The sequence below is a fragment of the Arhodomonas sp. SL1 genome, assembly GCF_052060015.1.
Lineage (GTDB): Bacteria > Pseudomonadota > Gammaproteobacteria > Nitrococcales > Nitrococcaceae > Arhodomonas.
In genome coordinates, this window is record NZ_JBPODZ010000008.1 from 1 (window position 1) to 20847 (window position 20847).

Sequence of the window (20847 nt, forward strand, 5' to 3'; positions counted from 1 at the left end):
ACCGGCAATTTCAGAAGGCCGCGAAATGCCGTAACCTACCCCACATCAGTGGGTTGCGAGTTTTTCAGCGCCGACTACATACCGAGGGCGAGTTCTATCACCGGGATGAGAACGGCGATCCGGTGATGGACGAGAACGGCGATCCGGTGATGGAAGACATTGGTTCGATCCGCGACGAAGAGACGTACGAGCAGGGGGGCGGGTCTATGGAGGCTCTGTATGAAAAATGGGAAGGCACCGATGGCGGCGAAAACGATGACGGCCTAATTGATCAGCTTCTTGAAAATCCAAACAAAAAAGACAGCTTCGATTCCGACGCGGACGGCTTCAACCCGGAAGACCCATCGATTTACCATATAACTTCGGATACGCGTGTTGATGAAAACGTCCGAGGAATCATAATCGTCGACGACGGCGCCACATTGAGCTTCAAGGGCAACGAGTATTTTGAGGGACTCATTTATGTACGCAGCGGCGGAAAGCTTGATATGCGAGGAACTCCCCGTATAGCCGGAGCGGTGATTGCAGATGAACTCAGTCTTTCCGATCACAAGGGAACACCGACAATCATGTACAGCAGTGAGGCGCTGTCCCGAGTCGGTTCGCAGTATTTCCAGTCAGCTGACTTCGGCGATATCGCGTCGTGGCGTCAACTCTGATCGACAGACGCAACGAGGAGAGAAAGCCCGGCTAGACGGATAGGCAACGCCGTTACGCACTCCGCCGCCGGATCTCCCGCGTGAGATCCCGCGGCAGTGAGAACACCACGTCCTCGGTGTGGCCGGCCTGCTCCGCCGGCCGCGTCCCGCCCCATTCGGCGAGACGGTCCACCACGCCCCTGACCAGCACCTCGGGCGCGGAGGCGCCGGCGGTCACGCCGATGCGCTCCCGCCCTTCCAGCCACTCGCGACGCAGGTCATCGGCGCCATCGATCTGGTAGGCGGTCACGCCCATGCGCTCAGCGAGCTCCTTCAAGCGTCGGGTGTTGGAGCTGTTCGCAGACCCCACCACGATCATCAGGTCCACCTGGGCGGCGAGGTCCTTCACCGCGTCCTGGCGGTTCTGGGTGGCGTAGCAGATATCGTCCTTGCGCGGCCCCTGGATCTGGGGGAAGCGCTCGCGCAGGGCGTCGATCACCCGTGAGGTGTCGTCCATGCTGAGCGTCGTCTGGCTGACGAAGGCGAGCTCCGCCGGGTTACGGACCTGCAACCGCCACACGTCCTCGGGGGTCTCCACCAGGTAGATGGCGCCGCGGTCGGCGCCCTCGCCCACGTATTGGCCGATGGTGCCCTCCACCTCCGGGTGGCCGTCGTGGCCGATGAGGATGACCTCGCGGCCCTCGCTGGCGTGCTTCTGCACCTCGATGTGGACCTTGGTCACCAGCGGGCAGGTGGCATCGAACACCCGCAGCCCGCGCCGGTCCGCTTCCTCGCGCACCTCCTGGGAGACGCCGTGGGCACTGAAGATCACCGTGGCGCCGGCGGGCACCTCCTCGAGCTCCTCCACGAATACCGCGCCCTTGCTGCGCAGATCCTCTACGACGGTGCGGTTGTGCACCACCTCGTGGCGGACATAGATGGGCGCGCCGAAGCACTCTAGGGCGCGCTCGACGATGGAGATGGCGCGGTCGACGCCCGCGCAGAAGCCGCGGGGGTTGGCGAGGACGATCTCGGGCATGGTGGCAGCCGGTCTACGGATTTGTGGGAATTCTGGCATGCGGGGCGCCGCTTCGGCTACCGTGTCCGCGAGTGCGGCCCGTATGCTCTATCAAACGCTTCACTCTCCATTGGCCGCTCTCGAGACCAGCCTCCGTCTCGTAAAGGGGAAGTCACGCGTCCTCTTCAATATCCGAGTCCGATAGCAGCTGCCTACTGTGCCTGACGGTAAGGATGTAGATCGAGTCGCCCACGCGGTAAATGATCCGGAACTGCCCAAAGATAAGCTCGCGGATATCAACTCTTCTCAGCTCGGGAACAAGCCGGCCCATCTCCGGGAACTCCGCCAGCGAATCCACCTTGCCGAAGATTTCCTCTACCCATTGAGTAGCCGCCGCCGGATTATCCCAGGCGATTCGCTCCGCATACTCCTCGATGCGCTCGACCGCCAAGGGCGACCACACGATCTTCATCTTCTGAGCCGCGCCAGGGCACGCGCCTTCGCATCCTTATGGCCAATGCCCTCCCCCGCCTCAAGCTGCCGATCAGCCTGGTATAGCTCCTCCAGCAGCTCGAGGCGCTCTTGCATTGCCTCGTACTCGTGGACGTCGACGAGGACCGCCACCCCGCGCCCACGTTGCGTGAGTACCATGGGCCGCTTGGTTTCGTGGATCTGGCGCAAGAACGAGGCCGCACCGGAGCGAAATTCGGTGAGTGGCCGAATATCCTCGTCAAACCGCGAACGATGCACAGCCACCTCCTGCCGCATCTTTGAGCGTCCTCCTAAACGTACTCCTAATTGCCCATATTGGGAAGGGCACTTCTTACCGTTCACGCTACGTGGGATCGAGGCCTCAGATGGACTCAGGCCAAGCCCGCAAACAAAGGGCGGAAACGCTGAAGCGGGCCGACGGAAACCCTACAACCGCCGGCCGAGCAGGGCGGCGAGGATCAGGGCGGCAACGCCGAGGGTGATGGCGCTGTCGGCGATGTTGAAGGCCGGCCAGTGCCAGCCCCCGGCGTGGAGGTCGATGAAGTCCACCACGTGGCCCAGGCGCAGGCGGTCGATGACGTTGCCCAGCGCGCCGCCGAGGATCAGTCCGAGGGCACCGGCGACCAGGCGCTCCCCCGGTAGCACGCGGCGCAGCCACCAGATCAGGTAGGCGCTCACCGCCAGGGCCAGGCCGGTGAACAGCCACCGCTGCCAGCCGCCGTGGTCGGCGAGGAGGCTGAAGGCAGCCCCCGGGTTGTAGGACAGCGTCCAATTGAGGAAGAGCAGGACGGGCTCGGGGCGGTACGCGGTGAGCGTTGCCACGGCCCAGGCCTTGGTGGCCTGGTCGGCAAGGAGCACCAGGGCGGCGATGATGAGGCCGAAGCGCAGCATGGTTCAGCGAGGGCCGGTGTAGGCGCCGGCCCTGCCGGCGAAGGTTCGCGCGCGGGGCGCGCTCCTACGGTGCCGCGGCGGATTGCGCTTCGCTCCATCCGCCCTACCCGCTTTCCCGGGGACGGTTCGCGCACAAGGCGCGCTCCTACGGTCAGGCATAGAACCGCTCTTCGCCCTCGCCGGCGACGTTGTTCACGCAGCGGCCGCAGAGCTCGGGGTGGTCAGCGTTGAGGCCCACATCCTGGGAATGGTGCCAGCAGCGCGCGCACTTGCCGTGCTCGGTGGCGGAGACCACCAGGCCGATCTCGTGACCGCCGGTCAGGGTCGCGGTGGTGGCGCCGGCGGGCTTGGCCTGCAGGGGATGCACCCGCGCCGCGGAGGTGATCAGCAGGAAGCGCAGCTCCTCACCGAGTTGCCGCCACTCGCTGTACAGCGGCTCCGGGCAGTAGAGCTCCACCTCCGCCTCCAGGCTGGCGCCGAGGACCTTTTCGTTGCGTAGCTCTTCGATGCGTTTGGCCACCACCTCGCGCAGACCAAGGATGTGCTGCCAGAACTCGCGGCCGAAGCGCTCGTCGTCGAGCGCCACGAGCCCGTCGTACCACTCGGCGAGGAACACGGACTCGTCCCGCTCGCCGGGGATATGGGCCCAGAGCTCGTCCGCGGTGAACGAGAGGATGGGGGCGAGCCACCGCGCCAGGGCCTCGACGATGTGGTACATCGCCGTCTGGCAGGAGCGTCGGGCCAGGCTGTCGCGCTGGGTGGTGTACTGGCGGTCCTTGATGACATCCAGGTAGAAGCCGCCCATATCCAGCACGCAGAAGTTGTGCACCCGCTGGGTGACCTGGTGGAAGTCGTAGCCGTCATAGGCGGCGATCACGTCCTGCTGCACCTGCAAGCCCCGGTCCAGGGCCCAGCGGTCCAGCGGCAACATCCGCTCGGGCTCGACGCAATCCGTGGCGGGCTCGAAGCCCGCCAGGTTGGCCAACAGGAAGCGCGCGGTGTTGCGCAGACGCCGGTAGCTGTCGGCGGTGCGCTTGAGGATCTCGTCGGAGACGGCGATCTCGCCGGTGTAGTCGGTGGAGCCCACCCACAGGCGCAGGATGTCCGCGCCGAGCTTGTTCATCACCTCCTGGGGGGCGATGACGTTGCCGCGGGACTTGGACATCTTGTAACCGTGCTCGTCCACGGTGAAGCCGTGGGTGAGCGTGCCCTTATAGGGGGGGCGGCCGTCGAGCATCATCCCGGTGAGCAGCGAGGACTGAAACCAGCCCCGGTACTGGTCCGAGCCCTCCAGGTAGAGGTCCGCCGGCTTGGCGAGCTCCGGTCGGGATTCCAGCACCGAGGCGTGGGTGGTGCCGGAGTCGAACCACACGTCCAGGATGTCGGTGACCTTCTCGTAGCGCCCCGCCTCCTCGCCGAGCAACTCCTCGGGGGCCAGCTCGAACCAGGCATCGATGCCGCGCGCCTCCATGCGCTGGGCGACGGCCTCGATCAAGCGGTCGGTCTCCGGGTGGGGCTCGCCGGTCTCGCGGTCGACGAACAGCGCGATGGGTACGCCCCAGTTGCGCTGCCGGGAGATACACCACTCCGGGCGGTTGCGCACCATCGAGGCCATGCGCTCCTCGCCCCAATCCGGGAACCAGCGCACATGGGGCAGCGCCTCCAGGGTCTTCTCGCGCACGCCGTGGGCGTCCAGGTTGAGGAACCACTGGGGCGTGGCACGGAAGAGGATGGGCGTCTTGTGGCGCCAGCAATGGGGGTAGCTGTGGTCGTAGGGCTCGACGTTGAGCAGCGTGCCCGTCTCGCGCAGGGCCTCGACGATCTTGGGGTTGGCATCGTAGACGAACAGCCCGGCGAATCGCTCGGTGCCCGGCAGGAAGCGGCCGTCGTCGCCCACCGGGTTCTCCAGCGGCAGGTCGTAGGCCTGGCCCATCTCGAAGTCATCGGCGCCGTGGCCGGGGGCGGTATGCACCGCGCCGGTACCCGCTTCGGTGGTCACGTGCTCGCCGAGGATCACCGGTACCTGCCGCTCCAAGAAGGGGTGGCGCAGCTGGATGCCCTCCAGGTCCCGGCCGAGGCAGCGCCCGATGATGCCGTAGTGGGTGAGGCCGTAGCGCTCCAGGCACTCCTCGTGGAGGTCTTCGGCGAGCAGCAACAGCTCCTCGCCTTGCTCCACGGAGACCAGCACGTAGTCGAGCTCCGGGTGCAGGGTCACCGCCTGGTTGGCGGGCAGGGTCCAAGGGGTCGTGGTCCAGATCACCACCGAGGCCGGCGCGTCCGGCTCGATGCCCATGGCGCCGCAGCCCCGCCGCAGGGCCTCACCATCCACCACCGGGAAGCGCACGTCGATGGCCGGCGAGGTGTGCTCGTGGTACTCCACTTCCGCCTCGGCCAGGGCGGAGCCACAGTCGGTGCACCAGTGCACGGGCTTGTAGCCGCGCTTGAGGTGGCCGCGGGCGACGATGCGCCCCAGCGACCGGAGGATGTCCGCCTCCGTGCGGTAGTTCATGGTGAGGTAGGGGTCATCCCAGTCACCGATGACGCCCAGGCGTTGGAAGTCCCGCTTCTGCCCCTCCACCTGCTCCTCGGCGAAACGCCGGCAGGCCGCGCGGAACTCCGCCGGATCCACGTCCTCCCCGGCCTCGCCGAGGGTCTGCTCCACCTTGTGCTCGATGGGCAGGCCGTGGCAGTCCCAGCCCGGCACGTAGGGGGCGTCGTAGCCGTCCAGGGTGCGGGCCTTGACGATGATGTCCTTGATGATCTTGTTGACCGCGTGGCCGATGTGAATCTCACCGTTGGCGTAGGGCGGGCCGTCGTGGAGGATGAACTTCTCTCGGCCGGCGCGGCGCTCGCGCAGGCGGTGGTAGAGGTCCTCCTCGGCCCAGCGCTGCACCCGGTCCGGCTCCCGCTTGGCCAGGTTGGCGCGCATGGGGAAGTCCGTCTTCGGCAGGTTCAGGGTGTCTTTGTAGTCGGTCACGACGTCTTCCTGCGATCGTTGGTCGTTGGCTGTGCCCGATGGTTACGTTGGAACCACGCCCGCGCGTCAGCGGCGTCGGCGGCGATTTGCTCGCGCAGCGCCTCCATGCTCTCGAACCGCTCCTCGCCGCGGAGGAAGGCCCGGAAGGTCACGCTGATGTGCGTCCCGTAGATATCCGCATCGAAATCGAAGAGATGCGTCTCCAGCAGCGTCGCCCGGCCGTTCACCGTCGGGCGGGTCCCCACGCTGGCCACCCCCCGGCGGCTCGGGCCCAGGCCCTCGACGGTGACGGCGAAGACGCCGTGCACCGCGGGCCTCACCCGGCGGAAGCGGATATTGGCCGTGCGCCAGCCGAGCTCCCGGCCGATGGCGTCCCCACGGCTGACCCGGCCGCTGATGCGGTACGGTCGCCCGAGCAGGTGCTCGGCGCTGGCGAGATCCCCGACGGCCAGGGCCTCACGCAACCGGGTGCTCGAGATGCGGCTCTCGCCATCCGCCACGGTGGGCATGCGCTCCACCTCGAAGCCGCGCTCCGGGCCGGCCTGCCGCAGCATCTCGAAGTCCCCGCGACGCCGGTGGCCGAAGCGGAAGTCATCCCCCACCATGAGAAACTCGATGCCCAGGCGCCGGACCAGCAGCTCATCAATGAACGCCTCCGCCGGCATGTTGGCGATAGCCGGCCCGAAACGCAGGCACAGTACCCGGTCCACGCCGCACTCGGCGAGGGCGTTGAGCTTGTCCCGCAAACCGGTGATCCGCGGCGGTGCCCGCTCCGGGACAAAGTACTCCAGCGGATGGGGCTCGAAGGTCACCACGGTGGCCGGCAACCCCCGCGCCCGGGCCTGCTCGTGCAACCGCGAGATCACGGCATGATGGCCCCGGTGCACGCCGTCGAAATTGCCGATGGTGGCCACGCAGCCGTGATGCCACGGCAGCAGGTTGTGGCTGCCCCGGATGAGCTCCATTACCGTCCCGGTCCTCAAATTCCGCCATTGTAAGGGGTTTACGCGACGCGGGGGAAGCAACGCGGCGCCGGCGTCAGTCGCGAGGAGCGACCGACGAAGGCATGCCTCGCACCCGAAAGCGGCCTCATCCAGCCTGCCTTAATCGGGCTGACCCTCCACCGCCGGCGGCTCACGCAGCGCGGACGGCCGCAGCCCGAGCGCGAACAGCACCGCGAAGTACGCCCCCGCCGCCGCGGCGATGGTGGCGGCCAGCATCCCGACCCGCTCGAACAGTGAGGCCTCCAGCCACAGGGAGAGCCGGCTCGCCGGGAAATACAGCAGCGCGGTCATGGCGAGCGTGGCCAGCGCCACCCGACGGCCCAGCCAACGCCAGCCCGGCAACGGCCGGTAGACCCCCGCCCGGTACAATCCCCAACCCAGCAGGCCGGCGTTCACCCCCGCGGCCAGGGCCGTGCCCAGGGCGATGCCGGCGTGGGCCACGCCGGTGCCCCGGAGCAACATCACCGCCGCCACGCTGAAGGCGGCGTTCACCACCATGGCGACCGCGGCATACCGCACGGGGGTGAGGGTGTCCTGGCGGGAGAAATAGCCGGGCAGCAGGACCTTGACCAGCACGAAGGGCAGCAGCCCCGCCGCATAGGTGAACAGGCTGAAGCTCGCCGCCTGCACGTCCCGGGCGCCGAAGGCGCCGTACTGGAACAGCGTCGCCAGCATCGGGGCGGCCAGCGCCATCAGCCCGACGGTGGCCGGGGCGATGAGCACCAAGGTCAGGCGCAGCGCCCAGTCCAAGGTGCGGTTGAAGGTCTCCGGGCCGGCGGCGGCGTGCTCCCGGGACAGCCGCGGCAGGATCACCGTACCCAGCGCCACGCCGAAGATGCCCAGCGGGAACTCCACCAACCGATCGGACCAGTACAGCCAGCTGATGCTGCCGGTGATCAAGAACGAGGCCAGGATGGTATCCACCAGCAGGTTGACCTGCTGCACCGAGGTACCGAACAGGGTCGGCCCCATCAGCCGCAGGATCCGTCGCACGCCGGGATGGCGGAAGTCCGGCCGCGGCCACACCAGCATGCCCTGCCGGGCGAGGAAGGGCAGCTGCAACGCGAGCTGCAATGCCCCGGCCAGGGCCACCGCCCAGGCCAGGGCCTGCACCCCGGGCTCGAAGGCGTCGGAGAGCCAGAGCGCGGCAGCGATCAGGCAGATGTTGAGCAGCACGGGGGCGAAGGCCGGCGGGCCGAAGGAGCCGAGGCTGTGGAGCACGGCACCGGCACAGGCCGTCAGCGAGATCAGCATCAAATAGGGGAAGGTGATGCGCAGCATCGCCGTGGCCTCGACCAGGCGCGCCGGATCGTCGGCAAAGCCGGGCGCGAACACGCGCACCAGCGCGGGCGCGCCCCACACGCCCGCGATGGTGACCCCGAGCAGCACCACCGCCAGGCTCCCGGAGACCCGCCGGACGAGATCCCGCGCCTCGGCGGCACCGGCGCTGGCGTGGTAGTCCGAAAGCACCGGCACGAAGGCCTGGGAGAAGGCCCCCTCGGCGAAGAGCCGGCGCATGAAGTTGGGGATCTTAAAGGCGACGAAGAACGCGTCCATGGCCGCCGAGGGCCCAAACACCACGCCCAGCACCACGTCGCGAACGAGCCCGAGGACCCGGGAGACCAGGGTCCAGGAGCCGAACGTCAGCAGCGAGCGCACCAGGCCAATGGCCTTCACGTACCGCCCTCCGGGCTAGCGGACAAGGCGTGCACTCTAGCGCGTCGCCGCGGCGACGTCAGGGGGTTGGGTGGCCCCGCCCGGGCCCTTATGCTTACGCCATGCCGAAACCACCCGCGATCGCGACGGACTGGGCGCTGTTCCTGGATTTCGACGGCACGCTGGTACCGCTCGCCGAGCACCCGGACGCCGTCCAAGTCCCCGACCACCTCCCGGAGCGCCTCGCCGGCCTGCAACGCCGCCTCGACGGCGCGGTAGCCGTGATCAGCGGCCGGCCCATCCACACCTTGGACCGCCTACTCGCGCCGGCACGGCTGGCCCTCGCCGGCGTCCACGGCCTGGAACGTCGCGGCGCCGACGGCACGCTCCACCATCCCCCGGACCCGTCGACCCTGCTGGGCCCCGCGTGCCGGGAGCTGGAGGCGTTCGCCCGGGCCCATCCGGGGGTCTACTGGGAGGACAAGCGCCACGCCCTCGCCGCCCACTACCGCCACGCCCCCGCCGCCGGCCCGGCGCTGCGGGCGCTGCTGGAATCGCTGGCGCACGGCCTCGGCGGCGGTTACGAGGTGCTGAGCGGCAAGTTCGTCCATGAGCTGCGCCCCGCTGGCTTTGACAAGGGCTCGGCGGTGCGGGCGTTCATGGCGGAGCCACCCTTCGCGGGCCGGAGGCCGGCCTTCGTCGGCGACGACCGCACCGACGAGGACGCCTTTTCGGTGGTGAACGCACTGGACGGCTACAGTATTCGGGTGGATGAGGAAAATGCGCCCACCGTGGCCCGCTACCGCCTGGACAATGCGCAGGAGACCCTGAAATGGCTGGACGCGCTGCCGACACCGCCGTGACCCGGCCCTCCCTGGAGCTGGGGCTGGTGGGCAATGGCCAGATCGCCGCCCTGGTGGACGAGGCGGCGACCGTGGTCTGGGGGTGCTTCCCGCGCTTCGACGGCGACCCGCTGTTCTCCCGACTGCTCGATGACCGGCACCGCGGCCTGTTCGCGGTGGACCTCACCGACCGCATCGAAGGCCGTCAGTACTATCAGCGCAACACCGCCATCCTCCACACCGAGCTGACCGACGCCCATGGCGGCCGGGTGCGGATCACGGACTTTGCGCCGCGGTTCAAGCAGTACCAACGCACCTTTCGCCCGGTGATGCTCGTCCGCCGCGTCGAGCCGCTGTCCGGGGCACCGCATGTCCGTGTGCGGCTGCGCCCCACCAGCGCCTGGGGAACCGCGGAGCCGACGCTCACCCACGGCAGCAATCACATCCGCTACGTCTGCGACGAGCAGGTGCTGCGCCTGACCACCGATGCGCCGCTGACCTACCTGCTCGAGGAGCGCGGCTTCGTGCTCCATGAACCGCTGACCTTCATCCTCGGCCCGGACGAGACGCTCGCGGAGTCCGTGCCCGAGGCCGGCGCACGCTTCCTCGAGCGCACCCGGGACTACTGGGAGGACTGGGTGCGCTCCCTGGCCATCCCCCTGGAGTGGCAGCAGGCGGTGATCCGCGCCGCCATCACGCTCAAGCTCTCGAGCTTCGAGCCCACCGGCGCCATTATCGCGGCGGTGACCACCTCCATCCCAGAGGCGCCGGGCACGGGGCGCAACTGGGACTACCGCTTCTGCTGGCTGCGCGATGCCTACTTCGTGGTGCGTGCGCTCAACCGCCTGGGTGCCACGCGCACCATGGAGCACTTCATCCACTTCATCGTGAACCTGGTGGCCGAGGCCGGCGACACGGCGCTACAGCCGGTCTACGGGATCACCGGCGAGCGACAACTGGAGGAGCGCACGGCCACGGCACTTGCCGGTTACCGCGGCGAGCGACCGGTCCGCATGGGCAACGACGCCTTCCGCCAGGACCAGCACGATGTCTATGGCGCGGTGGTCCTCGCCGCCACCCAGGCCTTCTTCGACGAGCGCCTGGACGGCGACGACCTGGAGCCACTGTTCCACCGCCTCGAGGGGCTCGGCGAGCGCGCCGCCGCCCTGTTCGACCAACCGGACGCCGGGATCTGGGAATACCGCGGCCGCCGCGAGGTGCACACCTACTCCAGCGTGATGTGCTGGGCCGCCTGCGACCGGCTCGCCCGCATCGCCGCCCGCCTCGGCCTCGGTCAACGCGAGGCCTACTGGGCGGAGCAGGCCCGGCACATGCACGCGGTGATCTGCGCGCAGGCCTGGAACGCCCGGCTCGGCCACTTCGTCGACCGCTTCGGCGGCGCCGACGTGGACGCGAGCCTGCTGCTGTTCCACGAGCTCGGTTTCCTGGACGCGGGGGATCCGCGCTTTGTCGCCACGGTGGGGGCGGTGGAGCGGGAATTGCAGGCCGGTGATCACCTGTTCCGCTATCGGCGGGAGGACGACTTCGGGCGCCCCGATAATGCCTTCAACGTGTGCACGTTTTGGTTTATCGACGCCCTGGCGGCCATCGGCCGGACCGAGGAGGCCCGGGCGCTGTTCGCCAACATGCTCGACTGCCGCACCCGCCTGGGGCTGATGTCCGAGGACCTGGACGTGAATACCGCAGAGCTGTGGGGCAATTTCCCCCAGACCTACAGCATGGTCGGCATCATCAGCACGGCCATGCGCCTGTCCCGGGGCTGGGAGGACGCCTTCTGATCGATACGGAGCACTAGCATGTCGGGACGACTGATCGCCGTATCCAACCGCGTCGCCCTCCCCCGCGCCGGGGAGAATCAGGCCGGGGGCCTGGCCGTGGCGATTCAGCGGGCGCTGGCCGAGCACGGCGGGATCTGGTTCGGCTGGAACGGTCGCATCGGCGGTGATCCCGAGCATATCGAGCACAGCAGTCACGACGGCATCGACTATCTCCGGGTGCCGCTGACCGGCTCGGAGCACGAGCACTACTACCTGGGCTACGCCAACCGGGTGCTCTGGCCGGTGTTCCACCTCATGCCCATGTCCATGTGTTACAGCCGCACGGACTACAACCGCTACCGGGCCGTCAATCGCCGCTTTGCCGCCCAGCTCGCGGCGGTCGCCGAGCCCGGGGACCGCTTCTGGATCCACGACTACCACCTCATCCCCCTCGGGGAGGCCCTGCGCGAACAGGGCCTGCGCCAGCCCCTGGGGTTTTTCCTGCACATCCCCTTCCCGCCTTACCAGGTGCTGCGCGCGCTGCCGGATCATCGCGCCCTGCTGAGCGCGCTGTGCCGCTACGACCTGGTGGGCTTTCAGACCGAGGCCGACCGGGAGGCCTTTCTCGACGCGGCGCACCACGCCCTCGGCGCCACGGTGGAGGGCGGCGTTGCCGTGCACGGGGAGGCGGGGCGCACGGCCACCGTGGTGTGCCCGGTAGGCGTAGCGGTGGACGAGCTGGCGGCGCTGGCGGCCCACGGGCGCGACTCCCGGCGGGTGCGCCGGCGCATCGACGGCCTCTACGGCCGGTTGATCATCGGCGTCGAGCGGCTGGACTACACCAAGGGGCTGCGGGCCCGGCTTGCCGGCTATGAGCGCTTCCTGGAGCGCCACCCGGACCGGCGCGGCAAGGTGGTATTCATGCAGGTCGCCACCCCCTCGCGCACCGAGATCCCGGACTACCGAGACCTGCGCCATGAGGTGGAGGGCATGGCCGGCCACATCAACGGCCGTTACGCTGAATTCAATTGGGTGCCGGTGCACTACCTCCACCGCAGCTTCGCCCGCGCGTCCCTCATGGGCTTCTACCGCCACGCCGACGCCGCCCTGGTCACGGCCCTGCGTGACGGCATGAACCTGGTCGCCAAGGAGTTCGTGGCCGCCCAGGATCGCGATGATCCCGGCGTGCTGATACTCTCGGAGCTCGCCGGGGCAGCGCAGGAGCTGGACGCCGCGCTGCTCATCAACCCCTTCGACATCGACACCATCGCGGAGGCCCTGGAGCAGGCCCTGTCCATGCCGCTGGCGGAGCGCCGCGAGCGCCACCAGGCCATGCTCGGGAGGCTGCGCGCCAGTGATCTACGGGACTGGCACGGCCGCTTTCTCACCGCCCTGGACGCGGCGGCTTCCGGCGGTTGACATAGCGGGCGGCAAGCGCCAATATTCGCGGCTTTAGTCCGTTCGGCTTTCAAACCAGCAGGAGTTGGATCTTGGCTAACATCGCCTCCGCAAAGAAGCGCGCTCGCCAGACCGAGAAGCGCCGCCGCCACAACCAGGCCCGTCGCTCGATGATGCGTACCCAGATCAAGCAGGTGGTCCAGGCGATCGAGGCGGGTGACAAGGCGAAGGCCGAGGCCGCCTACAACGAGGCCGTCCCGGTGCTCGACCGGTTCGCCACCCGCGGGCTGATCCACAAGAACAAGGCCGCCCGCCACAAGAGCCGCCTCGCCAAGCGGATCAAGGCCCTCGGCTGAGGGCCGCGTCCCGCGCTCAGCGCGGGCCCTCCTCGACAAGCACCAGGTTATCGCGGTGGATGAGCTCCGGCTCATCCACATAGCCGAGGACCGCCTCGATCCGTGAGGACGGAACGCCGACGAGGCGACGCGCGTCCTGGGATCCATAGTTCACCAGCCCCCTCGCCACCTCGCGGCCCTGCGGATCCACGCAGGTCACCATCTCGCCGCGGATGAATCGCCCGTCCACCCGGGTCACCCCCACGGGCAACAGGCTGCGACCATCCTCGCGGAGCACCCGCGCCGCACCCGCATCCAGCCAGAGCCTTCCGCGGGCCTGGAGCTGACCGGCGAGCCATTGCTTGCGCGCCGCCAGCCGTTCCCGGGACGGCCAGAGCAGGGTGCCGATCCCCTCACCGCCGGAAAGCCGGTCGAGGACGTCCTCCTCCCGGCCGGAGGCGATCACCGTGGCGGCCCCCGAACGGGCGGCCCGCGAGGCCGCGCGCACCTTGGTGCGCATCCCGCCGCTGCCGAGTACCCCGGCGGCATCCGAGCACATGGCCTCCAGGGCCGGATCGTCGGCGTCCGCCTCCCGGATCAGCGCGGCCCCGGGATGTTCCCGGGGATCGGCGTCGTAAAGGCCGGCCTGGTCGGTGAGGATGAACAGCGCATCCGCCTCCACCAGGTTGGCCACCAGGGCGGCCAGGGTATCGTTGTCGCCGAAGCGAATCTCGTCGGTGGCCACGGTATCGTTCTCGTTGACCACCGGCACCACGCCCAGGGCGAGCAGGCTCCGGAGTGTGCTACGGGCGTTGAGATAGCGCCGGCGGTCGGCCAGATCCTCGTGGGTGAGCAGCACCTGGGCGGTGTGCAGGCCGAAGCGGCGGAACTTGCCCTCATAGGCCTCCACCAGCCCCATCTGGCCCACCGCCGCCGCGGCCTGCAGTTGGTGCAGGGCATGGGGACGGCGTGTCCAGCCGAGCCGCTGGACGCCCTCGGCCACCGAGCCCGAGGACACGAGCACCACCTCCACGCCGCGACGACGCGCGTCGGCGATCTGGCGCACCCAGTCCGCAATGCGCTCCCGATCCAGGCCACGGCCGTCGTTGGTAACCAGGGCGCTGCCGATCTTGACCACCCAGCGCCGGGTCTCCCCCAGTCGCCGCCGCCAGTCAGCCCCCTGGTCCATGCTCGTCGCCCTCCTCGTCAATGCTCTCCAGCCGGACCATGACCCGACGGCAAAGCTCTGCGGTGCCCTCACCGGTCTCGCCGGAGACGGCGAACACCGGCCCATCCCAGCCCATGGCGGCGGCGATCTCGGCGGTCACGGCCTCCTGCTCGTCGGCGGGGATCAGGTCCATCTTGTTGAGGACCAGCCAGCGCTCCCGCGCCGCCAGCGCCGGATCGAAACGGGCCACTTCGCCGACCACCGAAGCGGCATCCTCGGCGGGATCCCGGTCGTCGTAGATACAGGAGACATCCACCACGTGCAGCAGCAACCGGGTCCGCGCCAGGTGTTTGAGAAAACGCACGCCGAGGCCCGCGCCCTCCGCCGCCCCCTCGATGAGGCCGGGGATGTCGGCCATCACGAAGCTTTGACCGGGCCCCACCCGGACCACACCCAGGCTGGGATAGAGGGTGGTGAAGGGATAGTCCGCCACTCGCGGGCGCGCCGCGGAAACGGCGCGAAGGAGCGTGGACTTGCCGGCGTTGGGCAGGCCCAGCAGGCCCACGTCGGCGAGCACCCGTAATTCCAGGCCCAGCTCCCGACGCTCACCAGACTGGCCCGGGGTGGACTGTCGCGGCGCCCGATTGGTGGAGCTCTTGAAATGGATGTTGCCGATGCCGCCATCGCCACCGCGGGCAACCAGCAGCCGTTCCCCCTCGGCGGTCACATCACCGATGGTCTCCCCGGTCTCGGCGTCCACCACCACGGTGCCCACGGGGACGGGCACCACGACGTCCTCGCCGCTGCGCCCGGTCATCTGCCGGCCGCGGCCGTTATCGCCGCGCTCGGCGGCATAGCGACGGCTATGGCGGAAATCCGCGAGGGTATTGAGACCCTCATCGCCCACCAGGTAGACGCTGCCCCCACGGCCACCGTCACCGCCGTCGGGCCCGCCGCGGGGGACGAACTTCTCCCGACGGAAGCTCACGCAGCCGTCACCGCCATCGCCGGCGGCCACCCGGATTCGGGCCTCATCCACGAATTTCATGCTGCCACCTCGGGAGCGCTCATAAAAAAGCCCCGTGCGGCGACGGGGCTTTTCGGGGTTCGGTTTGGCTTCCGATCAGCTCGCCGGCCGCACGCTCACTACGCGTCGCTGCCGCGGCCCCTTGCGCTCGAACACCACCTCGCCGTCGCTCTTGGCGAACAGGGTGTGGTCATGGCCGACCCCCACGTTGCTGCCGGCGTGGAAATGGGTGCCACGCTGGCGCACCAGGATGTTGCCGGCGCGCACGGCCTGGCCGCCGAAGCGCTTGACGCCGAGACGTTTCGATTCCGAGTCGCGGCCGTTACGGGTACTGCCGCCTGCCTTCTTGTGTGCCATGGCTCGTTAACCCTCCGATTCAGCCGGCCTGGATGCCGGTGATCTTGACCTCGGTGTAGTGCTGGCGGTGGCCGTGCTTGCGATGATAGCCCTGCCGGCGCCGGAACTTCACGATCTCCACCTTGCGGCCACGGCCATGGGCCACGACCTCGGCGGCGACGCGACCGCCGTCCACCAGCGGAGAACCCACCTTGACGTCGTCACCGCCGACCATCAGCACCTGATCGAACTCCACCGTCGACCCGGCCTCGGCGTCCATCTTCTCCACGCGGAGGACATCGCCCTCGCTGACGCGATACTGCTTGCCCCCCGTCTTGATCACGGCGTACATGGCTGCGTTCTCCAAAGATTCGGTTCGCTGCGATTGCGGTCTGGGAAACTAAAGACCGCGAATGATAGGCCGGACGGCCGGCGAGGTCAACTGCGCGGGCGGTGCCCGGGCGCAGTTCCTTGACACCCCCCCACCCCCTCTCTAGCATCGCAGCGACCCCACCGCCACAACCCGGTTCTTGGACGCAACAGCCGATGGATCTCGCCGATATTCGCGCCCTGGTGGCGGACGACATGCAGGCCGTGGATCGTGCCATTCGCCACCGCCTGCGCTCGGACGTGGCACTCATCAATCAGCTCGGCGGCTATATCGTCAACAGCGGCGGCAAGCGGCTCCGCCCCATGGTGGTCCTGCTCACCGCCCGCGCCGCTGGTTACGAGGGCACCCACCACATCCCACTGGCGGCCATCGTCGAGCTCATCCATACCGCTACCCTCCTCCATGACGACGTGGTGGACGCCTCCGAGGTGCGCCGCGGACAGGATACGGCCAATCACATCTGGGGCAACGAGGCGAGCGTGCTGGTGGGGGATTTCCTCTACACCCGCTCGTTTCAGATGATGGTGGAGCTCGACAGCCAGGAGGCCATGCGCGTGTTTGCCCTGGCCACCAACACCATCGCCGAGGGCGAGGTCTTGCAGCTGCTCAACGTCCACGACGCAGACGTCGACGAGCCCCGCTACCAGGATGTCATCTACCGCAAGACCGCGGCCTTGTTCGAGGCGGGTTGCTATCTCGGGGGCCTGTTTGCCGGTGGTGATGCCGAGGCCGCCGGCGCCTATGGCCGCCACCTGGGCACGGCATTCCAGCTCATCGACGATGCCCTGGATTACGACGGCGACCCCGCGGAGATCGGCAAGAACGTGGGCGACGACCTCGCGGAGGGCAAAACCACCATGCCGCTGATCCGCGCCATGGAAGTGGGCGACGGGACCACCCGTACACTGATCCGCGAGGCCATCGAGGCGGGTGGCCGCGAGCGCATCGCGGAGGTCTGCGATGCCATTGCAAAGACCGATGCCATTGCCTATACTCGCCGACTCGCTGAAGAGGAAGCGAAACGGGCCGAGGAGGCGTTGCGCTTCGCGGTGGACGATTCCCTCGGCGAGGCGCTCGCGGCGCTTGCCCGCTTCGCCGCCGACCGCCGCTACTAGCCGCTTCACAATCGGGGTGTAGCTCAGCTTGGTAGAGCACTACGTTCGGGACGTAGGAGTCGCTGGTTCGAATCCAGTCACCCCGACCAGAATCCCCAAAGGCCGGGTCCGGGACCCGGCCTTTTTTGTGGAATCACCGCCCGGTGTGTGATCCGCGCCACACCCCGCCCGCGTTCTACTCGCCCCTACTGGACAGCACCGGATAGCGTCTGCTGAACTCCGCCGAGTGCTTGCAAGCACGCAACGGTGAGGTGCCTACGCGCCTGACCCGCCCAGGATTAGCCCCGACTAACAAAGAATGGAGGGAGCAGCATGAGTCCCGTAATGAACAAGAATCAGCTTATCGATGCGGTCCGCGACCGCTGTGACGACGTCCCCCGGAAAACGGTCGCCGAGGTGGTGGATGCGCTGTTCGATACCATCCAGGGCACGGTCGCCGACGGTACCGACGTGAGCATCACCGGCTTCGGCCGCTTTACCCACAGCGAGCGCGCCGCCCGCACCGGCCGCAATCCCCAGACCGGGGAAACCATCCGCATCGCCGCCAGCCGCGTCCCCACCTTCCGTCCCGGCAAGGGCTTCAAGGACCAGGTCAACGAGGGCTGATCACGCGGCGGCCGGTGCCGCGCCGCCGGCCACCTCCGCCAGCCGCATCGGCGCCTGTTGATTGAACGCGCGGAGTGCGACGGATTTCCCGGTTCAGCACACCCGGGGACACCGGCCGGGATGTGCGGCGTTACCAAGCGCTTACCACGCGGGCATAGCTGCGTTACAGTCGACGTAATGTGGGAAATAACGGCAACGCACCGACGGGGACATAGCAGCGCCGATGGCCACCGCTAATCCGTCAGGAAAACTCGGGGGACTTGCCGGGCGACTGGTACGCGACGGGCTGCTTTCCGCGGAACAGGCGCAGCAGGCCCTGGCGGCCGCACGCGAGGTCGGGCAGCCCTTTGTGACCTACCTCGTCGAGCACCGCCTCGTCCCGGCGTTGCGGATCGCCGCCGCCGGCTCGGCGGAGTTCGGCCTGCCGCTGTTTGATATCGACGCCATGGATTTCACCAACAGCGCGGTAGCGCTGGTCCGTGAGCGCCTGATCCGCCATCACCGCGCCTTGCCACTGGTACGCCGGGGCAAGCGCCTCTACGTGGCGGTCTCCGACCCTACCAACCTCCGCGCCCTCGACGAGTTCAAGTTCCACACCGGCCTGATTACCGAGCCGGTGGTGGTGGAGGACGACAAGCTCGCCTCCGCCATCGAGCGGGCGCTCACCGATTCCGGCGACTCCTTGGCCGACATGGACCTGGACGAAGACCTGGAGAACCTCCAGGTCAGCGGCGAGGAGGAGGCCGATGAGGACGTCGCCGCCACGGAGGTCGCCAATGACGGGCCGGTGGTGCGCTTCATCAACAAGGTGCTGCTGGATGCCATCAACCGCGGCGCCTCCGATATCCACTTCGAGCCCTACGAGCGGGAGTACCGGGTGCGCTTCCGCCAGGACGGGGTGCTACAGACCATGGCCAGCCCACCGGTGACGCTGGCCCCCCGCCTGGCGGCCCGCCTCAAGGTGATGTCCCGGCTGGACATCGCCGAGCGCCGGGTCCCCCAGGACGGGCGCATTAAGATGAATCTCTCCCGACGCCGGGCCATCGACTTCCGCGTGAGCTCGCTGCCCACGATCTACGGCGAGAAGATCGTGCTCCGCATCCTAGACCCGGCGTCGGCACAAATGGGCATCGAGCAGCTCGGCTACGCCCCGGAGCAAAAGGAGCGCTTCCTCGATTACATCCACAAGCCCTATGGCATGGTGCTGGTCACCGGTCCCACGGGCTCCGGCAAGACGGTCTCGCTGTATACGGCGCTGAATATCCTCAACACCACGGACCGCAACATCTGTACCGTCGAGGACCCGGTGGAGATCAACGTCACCGGGATCAACCAGGTGCACGTCAACCCGAAGGCGGGGCTGACCTTCGCCGGCGCCCTGCGCTCGTTCCTGCGCCAGGATCCGGATGTGGTCATGGTCGGCGAGGTCCGCGACCTGGAGACCGCCGAGATCGCCATCAAGGCCGCCCAGACCGGCCACCTGGTGCTATCGACCCTCCACACCAACGACGCCCCTCAAACCCTGACACGACTGCTCAACATGGGCGTGCCGGGCTATAACATCGCCTCTTCGGTGGGCCTGATCATCGCCCAGCGCCTTGCCCGGCGGCTCTGCAGCCAGTGCAAACAGCCCCAGAAGCTGCCCCGGGAGGCCCTGCTGGAGGCGGGGTTCCTGGAGGAGGAGGTGGACAATCTCACGGTGTACGGCCCCAAGGGCTGTGATCAGTGCGTCGCGGGCTACAAGGGGCGGGTGGGCATCTACCAGGTCATGCCGGTCTCCGAGCGGATGGGCGAGATCATCATGGAGGGGGGCAACTCCATGCAGCTCGACGAGCAGGCGAAGCGGGAAGGGATCAAGGACCTACGGGGCTCGGGGCTAGACAAGGTGCGCGAGGGCATCACCAGCCTCGAGGAGATCAACCGGGTGACGGTGGACTGAATACATGGCGACGAAGGCCGCGAAGCTCACGAGCTTCAACTGGGAAGGGGTCGACCGCAACGGTCGCAAGATCAAGGGCGACAGCCGCGCGGAGAACGCATCAAACCTGCGGGCCACACTGCGCAAGCAGGGCATCGCGGCACAGCGCATCCGCCGCAAGTCCGCCATCGCCCAGCTCATGGAAGGCGAGCGTAGCAAACGCATCAAGCCCGGCGACATCGCGGTGCTGATGCGCCAGATGGCCACGATGCTGGACTCCGGCGTGCCCATCGTGCAGGCCCTGGACATCATCGGCCGGGGTCACGAGAACCCCAACATGCAGCGCCTGGTCATGGGCATCAAGGACGACGTGGAGTCCGGTACTCCACTGTCGCAATCGCTGGCGAAGTACCCCGCCTACTTCGATGAGCTGGTCTGCAACCTCATCGAGGCCGGCGAGCAGGCGGGCGTGCTCGACACCCTCCTCGACAAGATCGCCACCTACAAGGAAAAGACCGAGTCCATAAAGCGCAAGATCCGCAAGGCGATGTTTTACCCGGCGGCGGTGGTGGCGGTGGCCATCATTGTCACCGGCATCCTGCTGATCTACGTGGTGCCGCAGTTCGAATCCCTGTTCCGGGGCTTCGGCGCCGACCTGCCGGCCTTCACCCGCATGGTCATCGACCTGTCCAACTTCACCCGGGACAACTGGCTCTACATCCTCGGCGCTATCATCATCGCCGCGGTGGGCCTGATCCAGCTGCACAAGCGATCACCACGCTTCCGCCATGGCCTCGACCGGTTCTCCCTGCGCATCCCGGTGGTCGGGCCCATCCTGCGCAAGGCCGCCATGGCACGTTTCGCGCGGACGCTGTCCACCATGTTCGCCGCCGGCGTGCCCCTGGTGGACGCCCTGCATTCCGTCGCCGGAGCCACCGGCAACTCCGTCTACGGCAATGCGGTGCTACGCATGCGCGAGGAGGTGGCCCAGGGCCAGCAACTGCAATGGGCGACAGAGCAGACCAAACTGTTCCCGCACATGGTGGTGCAGATGATCGCCATCGGCGAGGAGGCGGGCTCACTGGACACCATGCTCACCAAGGTGGCGGACTTCTTCGAGGAGGAGGTGGACGCGGCCATCGACAGCCTCTCCAGCCTGCTCGAGCCATTCATCATGGTCATCCTCGGTGTGCTGGTTGGTGGCCTGGTCATCGCCATGTACCTGCCGATCTTCAAGCTCGGCCAGGTGATCTGAAC

20 protein-coding genes and 1 tRNA gene are annotated in these 20847 nt (G+C 68.0%); 10 read left to right on the forward strand and 11 right to left on the reverse strand.

Going from position 1 to position 20847, the window contains the following annotated elements:
- Positions 1-659, forward strand: a 659-nt coding sequence (locus tag ACQ754_RS11970; protein WP_440997269.1) for a hypothetical protein, incomplete at its 5' end; no start/stop codon positions are given.
- A 52-nt stretch (positions 660-711) separates the two neighbouring features.
- Here the strand turns inward: ACQ754_RS11970 and ispH are convergent.
- The 7 genes from ispH to murJ all read right to left on the reverse strand — a co-directional run bounded on the left by ispH (position 712) and on the right by murJ (position 8697).
- Positions 712-1677 carry a 4-hydroxy-3-methylbut-2-enyl diphosphate reductase gene (ispH, locus tag ACQ754_RS11975; protein WP_440997270.1) on the reverse strand — a complete coding sequence of 322 codons (966 nt, stop codon included), beginning with the start codon at positions 1675-1677 and terminating at the stop codon, positions 712-714.
- A 151-nt stretch (positions 1678-1828) separates the two neighbouring features.
- Entirely contained in the window at positions 1829-2128 is a 300-nt protein-coding gene (locus tag ACQ754_RS11980) for a type II toxin-antitoxin system RelE/ParE family toxin (protein ID WP_440997271.1), read from the reverse strand.
- A complete protein-coding gene (locus ACQ754_RS11985; protein WP_440997272.1) occupies positions 2125-2406 on the reverse strand; it encodes a type II toxin-antitoxin system Phd/YefM family antitoxin in 282 nt (93 codons plus the stop codon). Before ACQ754_RS11985 ends, ACQ754_RS11980 begins: the two co-directional genes overlap by 4 nt.
- Positions 2407-2574: 168 nt before the next feature.
- Positions 2575-3039, reverse strand: a complete 465-nt coding sequence (lspA, locus tag ACQ754_RS11990; RefSeq protein WP_440997273.1) for a signal peptidase II — start codon at positions 3037-3039, stop codon at positions 2575-2577.
- A 151-nt stretch (positions 3040-3190) separates the two neighbouring features.
- Positions 3191-6016, reverse strand: coding sequence for an isoleucine--tRNA ligase (gene ileS, locus ACQ754_RS11995; RefSeq protein WP_440997274.1), 2826 nt, complete (start codon positions 6014-6016; stop codon positions 3191-3193).
- Positions 6013-6981 carry a bifunctional riboflavin kinase/FAD synthetase gene (gene ribF / locus ACQ754_RS12000; protein WP_440997275.1) on the reverse strand — a complete coding sequence of 323 codons (969 nt, stop codon included), beginning with the start codon at positions 6979-6981 and terminating at the stop codon, positions 6013-6015. The genes ileS and ribF overlap by 4 nt, the downstream gene beginning before the upstream one ends.
- 138 nt (positions 6982-7119) lie before the next feature.
- On the reverse strand, positions 7120-8697 hold the full coding sequence (murJ, locus tag ACQ754_RS12005; RefSeq protein ID WP_440997276.1) for a murein biosynthesis integral membrane protein MurJ: 1578 nt from the start codon (positions 8695-8697) through the stop codon (positions 7120-7122).
- 101 nt (positions 8698-8798) lie between these two features.
- Here murJ and otsB point away from each other — a divergent pair, with 101 nt between their 5' ends.
- From otsB to rpsT, 4 genes are all read left to right on the forward strand, one after another.
- Entirely contained in the window at positions 8799-9539 is a 741-nt protein-coding gene (gene otsB, locus ACQ754_RS12010) for a trehalose-phosphatase (protein ID WP_440997277.1), read from the forward strand.
- Entirely contained in the window at positions 9509-11317 is a 1809-nt protein-coding gene (locus ACQ754_RS12015; RefSeq protein ID WP_440997278.1) for a glycoside hydrolase family 15 protein, read from the forward strand. The genes otsB and ACQ754_RS12015 overlap by 31 nt, the downstream gene beginning before the upstream one ends.
- 18 nt (positions 11318-11335) lie before the next feature.
- Positions 11336-12715: an alpha,alpha-trehalose-phosphate synthase (UDP-forming) gene (locus ACQ754_RS12020; RefSeq protein WP_440997279.1), complete on the forward strand. Its 1380-nt coding sequence runs from the start codon at positions 11336-11338 to the stop codon at positions 12713-12715.
- Positions 12716-12786: 71 nt separating this feature from the next.
- Positions 12787-13050, forward strand: a complete 264-nt coding sequence (gene rpsT, locus ACQ754_RS12025; protein WP_440997280.1) for a 30S ribosomal protein S20 — start codon at positions 12787-12789, stop codon at positions 13048-13050.
- 16 nt (positions 13051-13066) lie between these two features.
- On the opposite strand, the gene proB is transcribed toward rpsT, so the two are convergent.
- The 4 genes from proB to rplU all read right to left on the reverse strand — a co-directional run bounded on the left by proB (position 13067) and on the right by rplU (position 15912).
- Positions 13067-14218 (reverse strand): glutamate 5-kinase, encoded by a 1152-nt coding sequence (gene proB / locus ACQ754_RS12030; RefSeq protein ID WP_440997281.1) that lies wholly within the window; start codon positions 14216-14218, stop codon positions 13067-13069.
- Positions 14202-15245: an Obg family GTPase CgtA gene (cgtA, locus tag ACQ754_RS12035; RefSeq protein WP_440997282.1), complete on the reverse strand. Its 1044-nt coding sequence runs from the start codon at positions 15243-15245 to the stop codon at positions 14202-14204. The genes proB and cgtA overlap by 17 nt, the downstream gene beginning before the upstream one ends.
- Before the next feature lie 75 nt (positions 15246-15320).
- Complete coding sequence (rpmA, locus tag ACQ754_RS12040) at positions 15321-15581, reverse strand: 50S ribosomal protein L27 (RefSeq protein ID WP_440997283.1); 261 nt, start codon at positions 15579-15581, stop codon at positions 15321-15323.
- 19 nt (positions 15582-15600) lie between these two features.
- A complete protein-coding gene (gene rplU / locus ACQ754_RS12045; protein WP_440997284.1) occupies positions 15601-15912 on the reverse strand; it encodes a 50S ribosomal protein L21 in 312 nt (103 codons plus the stop codon).
- 194 nt (positions 15913-16106) lie between these two features.
- Between rplU and ACQ754_RS12050 the strand changes: the two genes are divergently transcribed.
- The 5 genes from ACQ754_RS12050 to ACQ754_RS12070 all read left to right on the forward strand — a co-directional run bounded on the left by ACQ754_RS12050 (position 16107) and on the right by ACQ754_RS12070 (position 20845).
- Positions 16107-17066 (forward strand): polyprenyl synthetase family protein, encoded by a 960-nt coding sequence (locus ACQ754_RS12050; protein WP_440997285.1) that lies wholly within the window; start codon positions 16107-16109, stop codon positions 17064-17066.
- Positions 17067-17078: 12 nt separating this feature from the next.
- Positions 17079-17155: transfer RNA gene (locus ACQ754_RS12055), tRNA-Pro, on the forward strand.
- A 223-nt stretch (positions 17156-17378) separates the two neighbouring features.
- Entirely contained in the window at positions 17379-17672 is a 294-nt protein-coding gene (locus ACQ754_RS12060; RefSeq protein ID WP_440997286.1) for an HU family DNA-binding protein, read from the forward strand.
- A 223-nt stretch (positions 17673-17895) separates the two neighbouring features.
- The gene (gene pilB, locus ACQ754_RS12065; RefSeq protein WP_440997287.1) at positions 17896-19611 is read left to right on the forward strand and encodes a type IV-A pilus assembly ATPase PilB; all 1716 of its coding nucleotides are present in this window, start codon (positions 17896-17898) and stop codon (positions 19609-19611) included.
- A 4-nt stretch (positions 19612-19615) separates the two neighbouring features.
- A complete protein-coding gene (locus tag ACQ754_RS12070) occupies positions 19616-20845 on the forward strand; it encodes a type II secretion system F family protein (RefSeq protein ID WP_440997288.1) in 1230 nt (409 codons plus the stop codon).
- Positions 20846-20847 lie beyond the last annotated feature (2 nt).

Coding starts and splice junctions, on each gene's coding strand:
- ispH (WP_440997270.1), bottom strand. CDS start 1,677: ATGCCCGAGATCGTCCTCGCCAACCCCCGCGGCTTCTGCGCGGGCGTC.
- ACQ754_RS11980 (WP_440997271.1), bottom strand. CDS start 2,128: ATGAAGATCGTGTGGTCGCCCTTGGCGGTCGAGCGCATCGAGGAGTAT.
- lspA (WP_440997273.1), bottom strand. CDS start 3,039: ATGCTGCGCTTCGGCCTCATCATCGCCGCCCTGGTGCTCCTTGCCGAC.
- ribF (WP_440997275.1), bottom strand. CDS start 6,981: ATGGAGCTCATCCGGGGCAGCCACAACCTGCTGCCGTGGCATCACGGC.
- otsB (WP_440997277.1), top strand. CDS start 8,799: ATGCCGAAACCACCCGCGATCGCGACGGACTGGGCGCTGTTCCTGGAT.
- ACQ754_RS12015 (WP_440997278.1), top strand. CDS start 9,509: ATGGCTGGACGCGCTGCCGACACCGCCGTGACCCGGCCCTCCCTGGAG.
- ACQ754_RS12020 (WP_440997279.1), top strand. CDS start 11,336: ATGTCGGGACGACTGATCGCCGTATCCAACCGCGTCGCCCTCCCCCGC.
- proB (WP_440997281.1), bottom strand. CDS start 14,218: ATGGACCAGGGGGCTGACTGGCGGCGGCGACTGGGGGAGACCCGGCGC.
- cgtA (WP_440997282.1), bottom strand. CDS start 15,245: ATGAAATTCGTGGATGAGGCCCGAATCCGGGTGGCCGCCGGCGATGGC.
- rpmA (WP_440997283.1), bottom strand. CDS start 15,581: ATGGCACACAAGAAGGCAGGCGGCAGTACCCGTAACGGCCGCGACTCG.
- rplU (WP_440997284.1), bottom strand. CDS start 15,912: ATGTACGCCGTGATCAAGACGGGGGGCAAGCAGTATCGCGTCAGCGAG.
- ACQ754_RS12050 (WP_440997285.1), top strand. CDS start 16,107: ATGGATCTCGCCGATATTCGCGCCCTGGTGGCGGACGACATGCAGGCC.
- ACQ754_RS12060 (WP_440997286.1), top strand. CDS start 17,379: ATGAGTCCCGTAATGAACAAGAATCAGCTTATCGATGCGGTCCGCGAC.
- pilB (WP_440997287.1), top strand. CDS start 17,896: ATGGCCACCGCTAATCCGTCAGGAAAACTCGGGGGACTTGCCGGGCGA.
- ACQ754_RS12070 (WP_440997288.1), top strand. CDS start 19,616: ATGGCGACGAAGGCCGCGAAGCTCACGAGCTTCAACTGGGAAGGGGTC.